General features: G+C 66.9%; 13 protein-coding genes and 1 riboswitch. Of the genes, 8 read left to right on the top strand and 5 right to left on the bottom strand.

All coding sequences use genetic code 11. The annotated features are described in order from the left end of the window. Positions 1 to 224: 224 nt before the first annotated feature. The 7 genes from Sa4125_RS18840 to Sa4125_RS18810 all read left to right on the top strand — a co-directional run bounded on the left by Sa4125_RS18840 (position 225) and on the right by Sa4125_RS18810 (position 9,069). Entirely contained in the window at positions 225 to 1,409 is a 1,185-nt protein-coding gene (locus Sa4125_RS18840) for an acetyl-CoA C-acetyltransferase (protein ID WP_224000426.1), read from the top strand. 66 nt (positions 1,410 to 1,475) lie between these two features. Then, on the top strand, positions 1,476 to 2,201 hold the full coding sequence (gene phbB / locus Sa4125_RS18835; RefSeq protein ID WP_224000424.1) for an acetoacetyl-CoA reductase: 726 nt from the start codon (positions 1,476 to 1,478) through the stop codon (positions 2,199 to 2,201). A 208-nt stretch (positions 2,202 to 2,409) separates the two neighbouring features. Beyond that, entirely contained in the window at positions 2,410 to 5,907 is a 3,498-nt protein-coding gene (locus tag Sa4125_RS18830; protein WP_224000422.1) for a helicase-related protein, read from the top strand. A 6-nt stretch (positions 5,908 to 5,913) separates the two neighbouring features. Next, positions 5,914 to 6,306: an RNA-binding S4 domain-containing protein gene (locus Sa4125_RS18825; protein ID WP_224000420.1), complete on the top strand. Its 393-nt coding sequence runs from the start codon at positions 5,914 to 5,916 to the stop codon at positions 6,304 to 6,306. 213 nt (positions 6,307 to 6,519) lie between these two features. Next, positions 6,520 to 6,858, top strand: coding sequence for a ferredoxin FdxA (gene fdxA / locus Sa4125_RS18820; RefSeq protein ID WP_224000418.1), 339 nt, complete (start codon positions 6,520 to 6,522; stop codon positions 6,856 to 6,858). Between the two features lie 452 nt (positions 6,859 to 7,310). Then, positions 7,311 to 7,913, top strand: coding sequence for a CarD family transcriptional regulator (locus tag Sa4125_RS18815; RefSeq protein ID WP_224000416.1), 603 nt, complete (start codon positions 7,311 to 7,313; stop codon positions 7,911 to 7,913). Between the two features lie 289 nt (positions 7,914 to 8,202). Further along, positions 8,203 to 9,069 (top strand): RNA polymerase factor sigma-32, encoded by an 867-nt coding sequence (locus tag Sa4125_RS18810; RefSeq protein WP_224007994.1) that lies wholly within the window; start codon positions 8,203 to 8,205, stop codon positions 9,067 to 9,069. 120 nt (positions 9,070 to 9,189) lie between these two features. Here the strand turns inward: Sa4125_RS18810 and Sa4125_RS18805 are convergent, their stop codons facing one another. From Sa4125_RS18805 to thiB, 5 genes are all read right to left on the bottom strand, one after another. Further along, positions 9,190 to 9,858 carry a UPF0149 family protein gene (locus Sa4125_RS18805; RefSeq protein WP_224000414.1) on the bottom strand — a complete coding sequence of 223 codons (669 nt, stop codon included), beginning with the start codon at positions 9,856 to 9,858 and terminating at the stop codon, positions 9,190 to 9,192. Between the two features lie 36 nt (positions 9,859 to 9,894). Beyond that, entirely contained in the window at positions 9,895 to 11,358 is a 1,464-nt protein-coding gene (locus tag Sa4125_RS18800; RefSeq protein WP_224007991.1) for a M48 family metalloprotease, read from the bottom strand. A 321-nt stretch (positions 11,359 to 11,679) separates the two neighbouring features. Continuing rightward, a complete protein-coding gene (locus Sa4125_RS18795; protein WP_224000412.1) occupies positions 11,680 to 12,396 on the bottom strand; it encodes an ATP-binding cassette domain-containing protein in 717 nt (238 codons plus the stop codon). Further along, a complete protein-coding gene (thiP, locus tag Sa4125_RS18790; protein WP_224000410.1) occupies positions 12,393 to 13,997 on the bottom strand; it encodes a thiamine/thiamine pyrophosphate ABC transporter permease in 1,605 nt (534 codons plus the stop codon). The genes Sa4125_RS18795 and thiP overlap by 4 nt, the downstream gene beginning before the upstream one ends. A gap of 13 nt (positions 13,998 to 14,010) precedes the next feature. Next, positions 14,011 to 14,985 carry a thiamine ABC transporter substrate binding subunit gene (gene thiB / locus Sa4125_RS18785; protein WP_224007988.1) on the bottom strand — a complete coding sequence of 325 codons (975 nt, stop codon included), beginning with the start codon at positions 14,983 to 14,985 and terminating at the stop codon, positions 14,011 to 14,013. A gap of 113 nt (positions 14,986 to 15,098) precedes the next feature. Next, a riboswitch (TPP riboswitch) is annotated at positions 15,099 to 15,201 on the bottom strand. 81 nt (positions 15,202 to 15,282) lie between these two features. On the opposite strand from thiB, the gene Sa4125_RS18780 reads away from it, so the two are divergent. Further along, positions 15,283 to 15,924, top strand: a complete 642-nt coding sequence (locus Sa4125_RS18780) for a thiamine diphosphokinase (RefSeq protein WP_224000408.1) — start codon at positions 15,283 to 15,285, stop codon at positions 15,922 to 15,924. The last annotated feature ends 7 nt before the right edge of the window (positions 15,925 to 15,931 follow it).

The following is a 15,931-nucleotide window of genomic DNA, read 5'->3' as shown; positions in this document are numbered from 1 at the left end:
TTGGCGGGTTACCAAACCTTTCCGGTGACGCTGCGCCGCCGGGATTCCTGAGCGTGCCCGGGCGGCCGTCGCAGGCTCAGCCCAACCGATGACGCATCTCGGCACAGCCCTTGCGCATTCGTGTTTGACAGGCCCGGAAGGGCTCTGCGACAACTCGGGTAAGAACAGATGCGCCACATGCGGGCGCTCGGCCCCGAAGAGGCCCGCCAGGGAAGGAATTCAAGATGTCCACCGAACAGTCCGTTGTCATCGTCGGTGCTGCCCGCACCCCGGTCGGCTCGTTCAACGGCGCTTTCGCCGATGTGCCCGCCCACCAGCTGGGCGCTGCGGCCATCGCCGAGGCGCTCACCCGCGCCGGCGTCGATCCTGCCGAGGTCGACGAGGCGATCATCGGTCAGGTGCTTGCCGCGGGCGAGGGGCAGAATCCGGCACGCCAGGCGGCGATGGCCGCCGGCATGCGCCAGGAAGCCACTGCCTGGGGCCTGAACCAGCTGTGCGGCTCGGGCCTTCGCGCCGTCGCGCTCGGCATGCAGCAGATCACGATGGGCGACGCGAAGATCATCGTCGCGGGCGGCCAGGAATCCATGTCGATGGCGCCGCATGCGGCGCATCTGCGCTCGGGTGCGAAGATGGGCGATCTGAAGTTCGTCGACACCATGCTGAAGGACGGCCTGCTCGACGCCTTCCAAGGCTATCACATGGGCACCACGGCCGAGAACGTCGCGCGGCAGTGGCAGATCACCCGCGAGATGCAGGACGAGTTCGCCGTGGCCTCTCAGAACAAGGCGGAGGCGGCGCAAAAGGCCGGGCGCTTCAAGGACGAGATCGTCGCCTTCACGGTCAAGGGCCGCAAGGGGGACACCGTGGTCTCCGAGGACGAGTACATCAAGGCCGGAACGACGCTCGACAAGGTCGCCAAACTCCGCCCGGCCTTTGACAAGGAGGGCTCGGTCACCGCCGCCAACGCCTCCGGCATCAATGACGGCGCCGCGGCAGTCGTCTTGATGAGCGAGGCGGAGGCGGGTCGCCGCGGCCTGACGCCGCTGGTGCGCATCGTCTCCTGGGCGACGGCCGGCGTCGATCCGTCGATCATGGGCACCGGCCCAATCCCGGCTTCGCGCAAGGCTCTGGAAAAGGCTGGATGGTCGATCGAGGACCTCGACCTTGTCGAAGCCAACGAGGCCTTTGCGGCGCAGGCCTGCGCGGTCAACAAGGAACTGGGATGGGATCCCTCGATCGTCAACGTCAATGGCGGGGCGATCGCCATCGGCCATCCGATCGGCGCGTCCGGGGCGCGCGTCCTCAACACGCTGATCCACGAAATGGCACGGCGGGACGCCAAGAAGGGCCTCGCCACGCTCTGCATCGGCGGCGGCATGGGCGTCGCGATGTGTTTTGAGCGCATGTAAGGCGGAAAACCGCCAAGCGGGACGGCAGACCTGCCGTCCCGGCTGAACAAGACGGGGGAGGGGACAATGGGCAGAGTGGCCGTCGTGACGGGAGGCACGCGCGGGATCGGCGCGGCCATCGCCAAGGCGCTGAAGGGCGCGGGCAATCAGGTGGTCGCCAGCTATGCCGGCAACGACGCTGCGGCCGAGGCCTTCAGCCAGGCGAACAACATTCCGGTGCGCAAATGGGATGTCGCGAGTTTCGAGGCGTGCAGCACCCATCTCGCAGCGATCGAGAAAGATCTCGGCCCGGTCGAGATCCTCGTCAACAATGCCGGCATCACCCGCGATGCCATGTTCCACAAGATGACGATCGAGCAGTGGCAGGCGGTGATGGGCACCAATCTCAACGGCCTGTTCAACATGACAAGGCCTGTCTGGGAGGGCATGCGCGAACGCGGGTTCGGCCGGATCATCAACATCTCCTCGATCAACGGCCAGAAGGGCCAGATGGGCCAGTCCAACTACTCCGCCGCCAAGGCCGGCGACATCGGCTTCTCCAAGGCGTTGGCGCTGGAGGGAGCGAAGAAGGGCATCACCGTCAACACCATCTGCCCCGGCTACATCAACACCGACATGATGGCGACGATCCCCGAGGACGTGATGCAGAAGCAGATCCTGGCGCATATTCCGGTCGGCCGCCTCGGCGAGCCCGAAGAGATCGCCCGCTGCGTCGTCTTCCTCGCCTCCGACGATGCCGGCTTCATCACCGGCTCGACGCTGACGGCCAATGGCGGGCAGTATCTGGCGTAAGACTCATACGCATATGGGCGGCTGTGGATGCGGCGATCCACTCAGCGCATCGCCTCGTCAAGGGCAAAGGGTGCCGCTGCGTCTTCTCTCCTGCGTGGGAGAAGAGGCAGTTCCGGTGCTGGCGCGGCGAACCCTGACTCGTTCGCCACCATAATGCTGCGCCGCCCTCCTTCCATGTCGGGTCCATCTGCCCCACATTGGGCGGGACATGAATCGCAGCCCCAGCCAGACCGAGACGATCCGCTTCGACGGGACCAACGTGACCGCCGTCCTCGGTCCCACCAATACCGGCAAGACATTTCTCGCCATCGATCGGATGGTCGCCCATTCCTCGGGTGTCATCGGTCTGCCGCTGCGCCTTCTGGCGCGGGAGGTCTACCAGAAGGTGGTCGACCGGGTCGGCGTCTCCAAGGTGGCGCTGATCACCGGCGAAGAGAAGATCAAGCCGCCGAACGCGCGCTATCACGTGTGCACCGTCGAGGCGATGCCGCGGCGCACAGACGCCGCCTTCGTCGCCATCGACGAGGTGCAACTCGCCGCCGATCTCGAACGCGGTCACGTCTTCACCGACCGCATCCTCAATTGCCGCGGGCGCGAGGAGACGCTGCTGCTGGGCGCGTCGACCATGCGGGGCGTGCTCGAGCGGCTCCTCAAGGGCGTCCAGACGGTGACGCGGCCGCGGCTGTCGCAGCTTTTCTATTCCGGCTCGAAGAAGACGACGCGGTTGCCGCGGCGCTCGGCCATCGTCGCCTTCTCGGCCGACGAGGTCTACGCCATCGCCGAGCTGATCCGCCGTCAACGCGGCGGTGCGGCGGTGGTGATGGGCGCCCTCTCGCCCCGCACGCGCAACGCCCAGGTCGAGCTCTACCAGTCCGGCGACGTCGATTTTCTGGTCGCGACTGACGCCATCGGCATGGGACTCAATCTCGACGTCGACCATGTCGCCTTCGCGCAGGACTGGAAGTTCGACGGGTTTCAATACCGGCAGCTGACGCCTGCCGAACTCGGCCAGATCGCCGGGCGTGCCGGACGGCACGTGCGCGACGGCACGTTCGGGGTCACCGGGCGGGTCGATCCCTTTGCGCCCGAACTCGTCGAATCACTCGAGAGCCACGACTTTGCGCCGGTCAAAGTGCTGCAGTGGCGCTCGCCCGATTTCGACTTCAGCTCGATCGACCGGCTGAAGGCGAGCCTCGACGTTGTCCCGCCCGTTCCCGAACTGACCCGCGCGCTGCGTGCCGTCGACCAGGAGGCGCTCGAGTTTCTTGCCCGCGACCCGGCGATCACCGCCCGCGCCACCGACGCACGGCGGGTCGAGCTTCTCTGGGAGGCCTGCAAGCTGCCGGACTACCGGCGCATCGCCCCGGCTCAGCACGCCGAGATCATCGCCTCGGTTTATCAGGACCTTGTCGGCAACGGGCACATCTCGGAAGACTACATGGCGAGTCAGGTGATGCGCGCCGACCGGACCGAGGGCGATATCGACATCCTGTCGCGCCGGATCGCCGAAATCCGCACCTGGACCTATATTTCGCACCGCCCGGAATGGCTTGCCGATCCGACACACTGGCAGGAAAAGACGCGCGCCATCGAGGACCGTCTTTCCGACGCGCTGCACGACAGGTTGACGAAACGCTTCGTAGACCGCAGGACAAGCGTCTTGATGAAGCGACTGAGAGAGAACGCAGTCATGGATGCTGAAATCGGCAGCGACGGCACGGTGCTCGTCGAGGGCCACCATGTCGGCGAGTTGCAGGGCTTCCGGTTCACGCCGGCCGTCAAGGCCGATGGTCCCGACGCCAAGGCGGTTCGTACCGCGGCACAAAAGGCGCTCGCCAGCGAGTTCGAGGCACGGGCGGAACGCTTCGGCAATTCGCCGAACGGCGACGTCGCGCTTGGCTCCGACGGCCTGGTGCGTTGGCTGGGAGCGCCAGTCGCCTCGCTCGCACCGGGCGAGAACGCGCTGGCGCCGCGCGTGGTCATCCTGGCCGACGAGCAGTTGACGGGACCGATGCGCGACAAGGTCGCGGCGCGGGCCGAACGCTATGTCACCTATCAGATCTCGACCATTTTGAAGCCGCTCGCGGACCTTCACACGGCCGAGGGCCTCGAAGGGGCTGCCAAGGGCATCGCCTATCGCCTGTTCGAGAATTTCGGCCTGATCCAGCGCCGCGAGGTCGCCGAGGAGGTTCGCGCGCTCGACCAGGAGGCGCGCGCCGCCCTTCGCCGTCACGGCGTTCGTTTCGGCGCCTACCACATCTTCGTCCCGGCGCTGGTGAAGCCGGCACCGGCGAACCTCTTGACGCTGCTCTGGGCCATCCAGAACGACGGCCGCGACAAGCCAGGCTTCGGCGATGTCACGCAGCTTCTGGCCACCGGCCGCACCTCCGCGGTTCCGGACCCTTCTTTCGATCCTATTTTCTATGGCCTCGCCGGCTATCGCCTGCTCGGGCGCCGCGCCGTGCGCGTCGACATTCTGGAGCGTCTGGCCGACCTGATCCGGCCTGCGCTCGCCTGGAAGCCCGGCGGCGGCAAGCGGCCGGAGGGCGGTTACAACGGCGCGCAGTTCCTGGTGACGCCAGCGATGATGTCGATCCTCGGCGCCACCGCCGAGGATATGGACGAGATTCTGCGCGGCCTCGGCTATCGTGCGCAAGGCGTCGAGGCCAGGGAAGTCGAGGCAACCGTCGCCGACTATGATGCAGCGGCCCTCGCGGCTTCCGCTCCGAAGCCGGTTGCGACCCCTTCCGCCGCTGCGCTTCCCGCCGAAGCGATCGGCAGCGAAATGACCGAGGTCGCCGCGGCGGATGCCGTCGGTACCGTCGATGCAGCCGACGAGACCCCGGATGCCGGCGATGTCACCAGCCTTGCCGAGGTCAACGAGGACGAGAACGAATCGCCGGCAGCCTTTGCCGAGGGCGAAGCCGTGATGATCCCTGGCAAGGGTGCCTTCGATGGCGAACCTGCCGGCGGCTCGATCGACGATCCCGACGAGGTTTCGAGCGATGCGACCGGCGACGACGGCGATCCGCTGCCGCTCGACGCGATCTTCCCCGGCGAGTCGGGAGACGAGCCGGATGCATCGACGGATGCCGAAGGCGAGGAGCCCGGCAATGAGGACGATGCGGCCGGCCCGTCGGAGGGAACGTCCGAGGAAGTCGGGGCAGCCGTTGAAGCTGCCGAAGCCGAGCCTGCCGCCATCGACTCCGTCCCGGCCGAGGAAGCTGTCGTCGACGATGTCGTCGCGGTGCCACCCGTCGTCGAGGCACCGAAGCTCATCCAGGTTTGGCGCCTGCAGCGCAGCGAAGGCCGCAGCGGCCAGCGCGATGGGGCGCGCCCCGGCGGACGTGGACGCCAGGGGGATCGCGCCGGAGCGTCCGCCGCCGCGGACGAAACCGCAGTCCCGGCCTCGCAGGAAACGCGCCGGGGCCCGCGTCCCGGCCGCGGCGATGCACCGGGTGGCTCGCGTCCTGCGCGCTTCAAGAAGGAGGAAGGTCCTCGGCCGCCGCGGACCGGCAAGCCGTCTGGTGACCGGGACGGGCGCGAGAACCAGGGGGGGCGCAATCGCGCCGGCGGGGAGCATGAGCAGCGCAAACCCGCTGCCGAAGTGCCGGCGCGCCGCTTCGACAAGCCGCAGCCCGTTCGCGTCGACCCCGACTCGCCCTTCGCAAAGCTCGCCGCGCTCCGAGACAAGCTCGGAAAGTAAGCCGGCGTGGCCGGAGGCGAACAGCGCATCGACAAATGGCTGTTCTTCGCGCGCGTGGCAAAATCGCGCAGTCTGGCGCAGAAGATGATGCTGTCCGGCGCCGTCCGGGTAAACCGCGAGAAGGTGTCGAATGCCGCCAAGCTCGTGCGGCCGGGCGATGTCCTGACGATCGCCCTCGGTCAGGGCGTGCGCATCCTGAAGATCCTCGACCCCGGCGAACGGCGGGGCCCCGCACCTGAGGCGGCGACGCTCTTCGAGGATCTGACGCCGAAGCCCGAGCCGGTGGCGCCTTCCGCCTTTCCTCCGGAGCCGGAGGGATATGTGCCGAGTCCCCGTCCGCCGAACAAGCGCGAGCGCCGCGCGCTCGACCGGTTTCGCAGCAATGACGAGAACGGCTGACATTGCTGCTCTTCGCCAGAGAGTGCCGGAGAGGGCCGTGAAATAACCTTCCGACATGCGGGGGCATGGCGACATGCTTTACCCTTGCAAGCCCTTGTCCGAGCCGTTACGTCCCAAGCCTCAGGCACGCCAGCGCCGCAATGGCTGTGGCCCCCCTGCATGTTTACCGTGATGGACCGGGCCCGCGCCCGTTTTGTCCGCTAAGGATCCGTTATGACCTATGTCGTGACCGACAATTGCATCAAGTGCAAGTACATGGACTGCGTGGAGGTCTGTCCGGTGGACTGCTTCTACGAGGGCGACAACATGCTCGTGATCCACCCGGACGAATGCATCGATTGCGGCGTTTGCGAACCCGAGTGCCCTGCCGAGGCGATCAAGCCCGATACCGAGCCGGGTCTCGACAAGTGGCTGAAGGTCAACACCCAGTACGCCGACCTCTGGCCCAACATCACGATCAGGCGTGATCCGCCTGCCGACGCGGAGAAGTTCGACGGCGAGGCAGGCAAGTTCGAAAAGTATTTTTCGGCAGAGCCGGGCCAGGGCGACTGAGGCTTCGGCGCGAAGGGGCGGGGTCGGTCCAACGACGATCGCCCCGAGAGCCGCGCGTGCGCCCCGCTCACGCTGCGGACCGCGCCTGCGGCGTTCGGTCGCGCCTCGGTACGCCTGCCGCGATCGGGCTGGGACGTCAACGGTGCAGTGCGCAAAACCTTGAATTTGGAAGCGTCATAGGGTAATATTCTCGCAACAGTCGAGCGAGAACCTGCGTCTGGGGTTTTAGCCTTCGCTCGTGGCAGTTCCGAAAGGACGCGCAACTCCCAAAACTTCGCGAGGGCACCCCGTCGTCAGACGGATGGCCAGACGTCGTCTTGGACCGCGCGTCCGTCGGCTGCCGCTGTTGCTTCCACCGCGTGGGGGAAGCGCGTCGAAATCGGCGATGCAACCGCGTCGTCACTGTGTCTAGCGGCTGTGGTGGCCGGGCACAACAGGGAGTTTACACGCGTATGACCATTCAGAAGAAGACCTCCCAGCGTCAAGGTTTCCAGACAGGTGAGAGCATCGTTTATCCCGCGCATGGCGTCGGGCAGATCGTCGCGATCGAGGAGCAGTTCGTCGCGGGAATGACCCTCGAGCTGTTCGTGATCGACTTCGAGAAGGACAAGATGCGCCTGAAGGTGCCCGTGGCCAAGGCCGAAGCGGTCGGCATGCGCAAGCTTTCCGAGACCGATTTCGTCGAACGCGCGCTGAAGGTCGTGCAGGGCAGAGCCCGGGTCAAGAAGACCATGTGGAGCCGCCGTGCGCAGGAATACGATGCCAAGATCAATTCCGGCGACCTGATCCAGATCGCCGAGGTCGTCCGCGATCTGTACCGTGCCGACAGCCAGCCCGAGCAGTCCTACTCCGAGCGTCAGCTCTATGAAGCCGCTCTCGGGCGGATGGCGCGGGAGCTGGCCGCGGTGAACCAGGTGTCCGAGACCGAAGCCGTGCAGTTGATCGAGCTCAATCTCAACAAGGGTCCCAAGCGCGGGGCCAAGGTCGAGGACGAGGCGGAAGTCGACGCCGAGGCCGAAGGCGACGAGACCGCGGTCGAGGTTCAGGCCGCCTAAGCCTCGCCGATGGCCTGCGGCCCTGGCCGCGGAATGCAATGCCGACCGGTCGTGATTCGTCACGGCCGGTTTGCTATATGAGGGGCGGATGTTAAGCTCCTCAAGATGAAAGCAAAATTGCGTCTGCGCATCTTGCTTTTTCCAGAACGGCGCTATCTAGCGCCCAAAGATTTCCCTTTCAGGAACGTTTTAGGCTTTGCCGCGTTGCATCACCGAACGATGCACGCTCTTATCAGCCTTACGCGCGCTGCTGCCCCGAGGGCACGCAGATCATCTGAGGGGTTTATCCATGACGTCCCAGTCCGCACGACGCACGATGATCAGGGCCGCCATGGCGGCTCCCTACCTCGAGCGTGAGGAAGAGTATGATCTGGCCGTGAAATGGAAGGAGAACCGGGATCAGGACGCGCTGCACAAGATCACGCAGGCCCACATGCGGCTCGTGATCTCGATGGCGTCGAAGTTCCGGCATTTCGGCCTGGCGATGAACGATCTGATCCAGGAAGGCCATGTCGGCCTCCTGGAAGCGGCCGCCCGCTTCGAGCCTGAGCGGGAGGTCCGGTTCTCCACCTATGCGACATGGTGGATCCGTGCTTCGATCCAGGACTACATCCTGCGCAACTGGTCGATCGTCCGCGGTGGAACGTCTTCGGCGCAGAAGGCGCTGTTCTTCAACCTGCGGCGCCTTCGTGCCCGGTTGAGCCAGGGTTCGGAGAGCCTTTCCGGTTCGGCGATGTATCGCGAGATCGCGACGGCGCTGAAAGTGTCCGAAAGCGACGTCGCGCTCATGGATTCTCGTCTGTCCGGTCCGGATTCATCGCTCAATGCGCCGCTGATCGAGGACGAGTCGGGCAGCTCCGACCGTCAGGATTTCCTGGTCGCCAAGGATCCGCTGCCCGATGAGATGGTTTCGACATCGATCGACGACGAGCGGCGCGTGACCTGGCTGCGCAGTGCGCTCGATGTCCTCAGCGAACGCGAACTGAAGATCATCCGGGAGCGCCGGCTGCAGGATGAGGGCGCAACGCTCGAGGCCCTCGGCAGCAAGCTCGGCATTTCAAAGGAGCGGGTCCGGCAGATCGAGACCCGTGCACTCGAAAAACTTCGCGCCGCGCTCCTGCAGACCAATCCGGATCAGGCCGCCTACGTCAGCTGATGAAGTGGCAGCCGCCTCGGTGCGGTGAACGCGGGACAACGAACAAGCGCTCCGGGAAATCTCCCGGGGCCCTTTCTTCTGTCAGCGCAAAGACCGGGCTGGGATGGACGCGCGCCTGCGCTATCCCGCCACGCCACAGCACTTCTTGTATTTCCGGCCGGAGCCGCAAGGGCAGGGGTCGTTGCGCCCGATCTTTTCCGACCGAACCGGCAGCTGGACGGGTTCGGGGCGGTAGGCCAGACGCCAGTCGTAGAGAATCTCGACCCAGTCGGGGATGAGATCTGCCGCCTTGGCCACCAGGCCGCCGAGCTGGGCTGGCGGTGGGGAGTCCATAGCGGCAATTCGGACGAGTTCCTTCAGGCCGTCGAGCGCTGCGAGGGCCTCGGCATCGCCGGTGCCGCGGACGGCGTCCCAGCTTTCCATGCGCAACTGCATGCCTTCGCCAAAGCCGCCCGCCCAGCTTTCCCAAACGGTATCGCCACTCTCGTCCTCGATATAGACGATGGGTGCATAACCCTCCTCTGCGGCCTTAAGACCGAGCGCGGTCAGCTTGAAATGGTCGAGAATTTTCGCGCGCAGGTCTTCGAGGAGGGCGGGGTCGACCGTTTCGGTGCTGTCGGTGCTGCGCCAGAGATGGCCGAGCCATTCCTCCGGATCGATCGCCACAGGGCAGAGAATGATCGCGGCGATGAACCCGTCGATCTCGCCGAGCGTCATCGCGTCGTAGTCGCGGGGGAGGGCGGCAAGGCCGTCCTCCAGCCGTTCGAGCCGGCGTGGCAGGCTTTCCATCGGGGAACTCCAGAAGCGCGATGTGGCGACGAAAGCCTACTCGGCGACGATCTTGTAGTTTTCGCCGGCCCTGACCTGGTCGCCGGGACCCAGATCGTTCAACAGGCGGAACATCTCCATCTTGCGATCGACTCCGTCCATGCGCGCGGCGATGCTGTCGACCGTGTCGGCGCCCCTGGCCGCGACGACCCGGATGCGCAGGGGCTTCAACTGACTCTTCTCGGCTTCGGTTAAGAGCCGGAAGGAGTTGGCGACTCCACCCGCCACCTTGCCGGCTTCGGCACCGACCTTGGCGGGCAGCGCCGTCAGGAAGCGGTAGGCCTGGCCGCCGACCCTGATGACGGTGACGTCGAAGACATATTCGCCGCCGGCCGCGCGTGCCGACACCGCCTCGAGGTCGCCGATCTTCTCCAGGCGAACGCTGGCGGGGTCCAGCCCGCCGATCCAGCCGCTGGTGACGTAGTCGGTCAGGCTCGTCGAGGTCGGCAGCGCGACGCCGTCGAAGCGGATCGCCGTATCGCCCGGACCCGTCGCAAGGACTGCCTCGGCGGTATTCTCGATGACGAAGCCCGTCGGCACACCGAAGGTGATGCCGAGGCCAGGATGATAGAAGCTGTGGCCGCGCACATAGCCCTCGACGGCCGAATCGCCGAACAGCATGCCGTCAATGCCCGAGAGATAGCGGTCGCGGTCGACCTTGCCGGTGCCGGCAGGGCCGAATTCGCGGGCATGCCGCTCGGCCAGTTCCATGCGCTGCGGTGCCGCAGGATGGGTGGCGAGGAAGTCGAGATTGGGGTTTTCCGCCTGGAAGGCGGTGCGGAACTGCGAATAGGAGTCCATCGCCTTCAGAAAGCGCGCGGCCGCATAGGAATCGTAGCCGGCCCGGCCGGTCTGCTTGATGCCCATGGCATCGGCCTCGAGCTCCTGGTTGCGCGAGAAGCTGGCAAGGTTCAGGCGCCCGCGGGCAAGCGCCGCCCGTCCCGCCGAATCGCTTTCGAGCACCTCGGAGACGACGCGGCCGGCAAGCTCGGCCGCTGCCTCGCGGCGCTGGCGTTCGATGCCGTGATTGGCGGTGACGTGGCCCATTTCGTGCGCCAGCACCGCGGCGACCTCGGCCGAATCGTTGGCGAGCGCCAGAAGACCGCGCGTCACGTAGAGGTAGCCGCCGGGCAGAGCGAAGGCGTTGACGTTGGGAGAATTGAGGACGGTGATGCGATAGATCCGGTTCGGATCGTCGGTAACGGCACTGAGGCGGCCGACGATCGTCGCGATCGTCTGCTCGAGTTTCGGATCGGAATAGGCGCCGCCATAGGCTGCCAGGATCTTCGGATGCTGCGAGCGACCGATGGAGGCCTGCGGATCGTTCTTCTGCAGGTTGTCGAAGGTGACGGGCTCGCGTGCCGGGCCGGGGAGGTAGCCGGTCTTGACCACGCCGGGATCGCCATTGGCGACGTCCTGCAGGCTGGCATTGATGGTCTCGCAAGCGCCGAGGGCGGCCATCGACAACAGGAGCCCCCCCAGCGTCGCCCCGCGGCGGAGCGCCGATCTGCCTGGGGCAGACCGTGTTCCGGCTGGAAGCAAAGTGAGCGCGTGGGCCGCCATCCCCGGATCATTCCTTGAAAGTCACATGGCCGTCGATCCGCCGCCGCCGATCGACCAACCCGCTTGGTGCGAAACTAGGGTCTAGCCGAATCAGCTTGCAGTGCGAAAGGGCTGAGCGGGCACACCCCGTCCTTTTCCGCGCCGCCATCGTGGGGCCAGCACGATCCCTCATGCCTCTAGGGGCGAATTCCGCCTGAAATGCGGTGGAACAGGGCGTTCTCAGCGGCCGAGATAGGCGGAGAGACCGCCGTCGCCGGTTTCCGCCAACATGGCGTCCGTCGCCCCGATCGCGGCGATTCGGCCTTCATCGAGAAAGGCGATGCGATCGGCAAAGCCGCGCGCGTCGTCGGGCTGGTGCGTCACCATGACGATCGCCATCCTCCCGCCGCGCAGGCGCCGCAGCGCCTGGATGAGCTCCAGCATCTCGCGGCGAAGAGCCGGGCCGAGGGCGGCGAAGGGCTCGTCGAGAAGAAGCAGCGGCCGGTCGCGCAGGAAGGCGCGCGCGAGGGTGACCCGCTGACGCTCCCCGCCCGACATGTCGGCCGGGCGCCGGCGTTCGAAGCCGGCAAGGCCGACGGCGGCGATGGCCTCCCGCACGCGCCGCGAATTCTCTTCGCCGACGCGCCGGCGCGGCGAGAGACCGAGCGCGACGTTTCGAAAGACGTCGAGATGGGCGAAGAGGTTGTTGTCCTGGAACACCATGCTGAGCGGCCGCCCCGCCGGCGGGACGTCGGTGACATCTGTCCCGGCGATGAGGATGCGGCCGGCATCCGGCTTGAGAAAGCCGGCAGCCAGGTCGAGGAGCGTCGACTTGCCCGCGCCGCTCGGGCCGATCACGGTCAGGAACTCGCCGGCTTCGACCGCAAGGTCGAAGCGCATCACGAGATCGCCATAGCGGTGGACGACGCCGTCGAGGGTGAGCGCTGCGTCCGTCATTCCGGGTCCTTCCGGGCAAATCCCTTTTCGCCGACGCTCATCAGGACGAGGGTCATGATCCCGAGGATGAGCGCGATCCCGGCGGCGTCGGCGGTGCGGTAGCTGCCCATGCGCTGGTAGAGGAGGAGCGGAAGGGTCAGGAAATCCTGGTTGCCGAAGAGGGCGGCAACGCCGAGATCGCCGAGCGAGAGCGCGAGGGCGAAGGCGAAGGCGAGGCCGAGTGCCCCGCGCGTCGCCGGCCACTCGACGAGCGCGAGACGGTTCAGGCCGGCAAGGCCAAGGCTCTCTGCCAGACGGTCGTGGCGGGCCGCGGACGAGGAGAGGGCCGGGCCGACGATGCGCATGACGAAGGGCATGGCCATCACCGCATTGGTCGCGACCACGAGATAGGGCGCGGCGGCAAAGACGTCTGTCACCTGCCGCAGGCAGAGGAACCAGCCGGCGCCGAGGACGATCGGCGGGACGACGAGGACGAGGCTTCCGGCGAGATCGTAGAGTCCGCGTCCGCCCGCTTCTTCCGCGTTGCGGCGCCGGGCACGGGCACCGAAGAGGAGCGCCAGCGACAGAGCGAGGCTGAGGGTCGCGGCTGCCGTCGCCACCAGCATGCTGGTCAGAACGGCGCGGTGCAGCGCGGTCTCCCCGAAGAGGCGCCACAGGTCGGCGGCAAGGCCGCGCGTGACGATCGCGGCAAAGGGTGCCAGCACGAAGCCGAGGCCGAGGAGGATGACGAGGCCGGCCAGCCCGCGCTCGGCCGTCGACATCCGGTCGTAGCGGGTGGCGGCGCGACCCAGCGTCGCCATGCCGTCCACCCGGCCGGCGAATCGCGTGACGGCGAAGAGGACGATCCCCGTGATCAGCACCTGCGCGAGGGCCAGCACGACGGCGCGCGCGGGATCGAAGGCATAGCGCAGCGACTGGTAGATCGACACCTCGAGCGTCGTCGCGGCCGGACCGCCACCGAGGACGAGGACGAGGGTGAAACTCGTCATGCACAGCATGAAGACGAGGCTCGCGGCAGCCGGCAGGCTGGAACGGATCGCCGGCCATTCGACGAGGCGGAACGTGGCGGCGGGCCCGAGCGACAGCTGTCCGGCGAGCTTCCAGCTTTCCGAGGGCACCGCGTCGAGTGCGGCGACGAGGAGGCGCGTCGCCAGCGGCATGTTGAAGAAGACATGGGCAAGGAGAATGCCCGTGAGGCCGTAGACGTCGAGCCGCGCAAACCCGAGCCCGGCAAGGGCGTCGGAGAGGAGGCCGCCGCGGCCCCAGATGGCGAGGATGCCGAGGGCGCCGACGAGCACGGGCAGCGCCTGCGGCAGGAGGAAGAACCTCAGCACCAGGCTCCGGCCGGGAAAGCGGAACCGATGCAGCGCCAGCGCCAGCGGCAAGGCGAAGGCCAGCGAGAACAGTGTCGACAGCCCCGCCTGCAGCAGCGTGAAGCGCACGACGCCGGCGATATAGGGATCGCCGAGGACCGCACCGACATCGATCGTGGCCGCCTGCGTCACAAGCGCGGCGAAGGCGCCGATGACGAACAGCCCAAGGAGGAGCAGACCGGCGGCCCCCGCCAGGGCCTGCCAGCGTCGGTCGGTGTTGGCGATCACCGGCGCGTCCGGTTCAGCGACCCAGAGCCTGCAGCCATTCGTCGGTCCACGCCTTGCGGTTCTCCGCCACCGTCGCGGCATCGATCGCGAGCGGCTTTGCCGGCTGCACCAGCCGGGAAAATACCTCCGGCAGCGGGGTCGCGGGCGCAACGGCGGGGAGCGACCAGTTGGTGGTCGGGATGATGTCCTGAAAATCCGGGGTCAGGATGAAGGCGAGAAAGGCCTTGGCGAGTTCGGGATTCTGCGCACCCGCCAGCTGCCCGGCGAGTTCGACCTGCAGGTAGTGGCCCTCCGAAAAGCTCGCCGCCTGGTACCGCTCCACCTTTTCCTCGATCATGTGGTAGGCCGGCGAGGTGGTGTAGCTGAGGACGATGGGCGTCTCGCCCGAGGTGAACAGGCCGTAGGCCTCGCTCCAGCCGGGCGTCACCGTCAGGATGCGCTTCGACAGCGTCTTCCATTTCTCCGCCGCCTGGTCGCCGTAGACCGCCTTCATCCACAGGAGAAAGCCGAGGCCGGGCGTCGACGTCCGGGCATCCTCGATGACGATCTTCTGTTCCGGATCGCCGTTCACGAGGTCGTCGAGGCTTTTCGGCGGGTTCTTCACCGTCTCGGTGTCGTAGACGAAGGCGAGGTAGCTGTAGTCGAAGGGCACGAAGGTGTCGTCGGCGAAGCCGCCGGGGATCGCCAGCGTCGAAAGATCGACCCCGCTGGGTGCAAACAGGCCCGTCGCCTTCATTTCCGGGACCATCTCGGCCGTCATGCCGAGCGCGACATCCGCCTTCGTGCCGGCGCCTTCGAGCTTCAACCGGTTGAGGATCTCGACGCCGTCGCCGAGCCCGACCCATTGCAGGTCGCAGCCACAACTTGCTTCGAAGGCCGCCTCGACCTTCGGACCCGGGCCCCATTCGGCGATGAAGCTCTCATAGGTGTAGACGGTCAAAACGGGCTTGGCATCGTCGGCGAGGGCCGGCGACGCGGCAAGCGGCATGGCGAAGAGCGACGCCGCGGCGAGGGCGGCAGGAAGAGAGACGAGGCGCAACGGCGTGTCCTTTGGACGGGGCCTTCGCAGCAAGGGGAAACGGTGCCGCGGCAGCGCAATCGTCGCCGGGACGCCCTCAATCCCTCCGCCGGTACGAGCCGGATCAGGTTCGGCGGGTTGGCGGTGAACGCCTCTCAGCCCCGAAGGGCACCCCGTGTGAGCCGGGTCAGGCTAGTTCAGCCCTGCCGGCGACGCAAGTCGGACCCCGGCATTGCCGCGCTGCGCGAGGACGGCTAGGAGCCGGGAATGAGCTGCTTCACCATTTTCCTCGCCGGCGCGATCCGGCCGACGCCGGCGCTGCGCCAGGCCATCGCCGGCACCCGCATCATCGCCGCCGATGGCGGCATGGCGCATGCCGAGGCGCTGGGCGTCGTTCCGGAACTCTGGGTCGGCGATTTCGATTCCGCCGCTCCTTCCCTCGCGGCGCGCTTTTCCGTCGTGCCGCGCGAAACCTTCGCGCGCGACAAGGACCGCACCGACGGGGAACTGGCGATCGATGCCGCCATCGCGCGCGGCGCCGAGGAGATCCTCCTCGTCGGTGCCTTCGGCGGCCCGCGCACCGACCATGCCTTCATGCATCTGATCCTCGCTTTGCGCTACGCTTCGCGCGGCATCGCCGTCGCGCTGTTCGACGGCAACGAGCATGCCGTTCCGCTGAAGCTCGGCCCTCAGCGTATCGACATGCTCCCCGGCACGGATTTCTCGCTCCTGAAGTTCAGCGATCTCTCCGGCCTCTCGATCTCAGGCGCAAAATGGCCGCTCGACGACGTCGCGGTTCCCTTCTCGTCGATCCTCACCCAGTCGAACCAGGCCCTCGGTCCGGTCGAGATCACCCTTGGCGCCGGCACCGCCGTCCTCCTTTTCCAGGCCGGCCCCGCCGCGCCCTGAAGCAGGC

The sequence above is a fragment of the Aureimonas sp. SA4125 genome (assembly GCF_019973775.1).
Classification (GTDB): Bacteria; Pseudomonadota; Alphaproteobacteria; order Rhizobiales; family Rhizobiaceae; genus Plantimonas.
The sequence above is the reverse complement of the archived record's forward strand: the minus strand, read 5'-3'. Positions and strand labels throughout refer to the sequence as shown.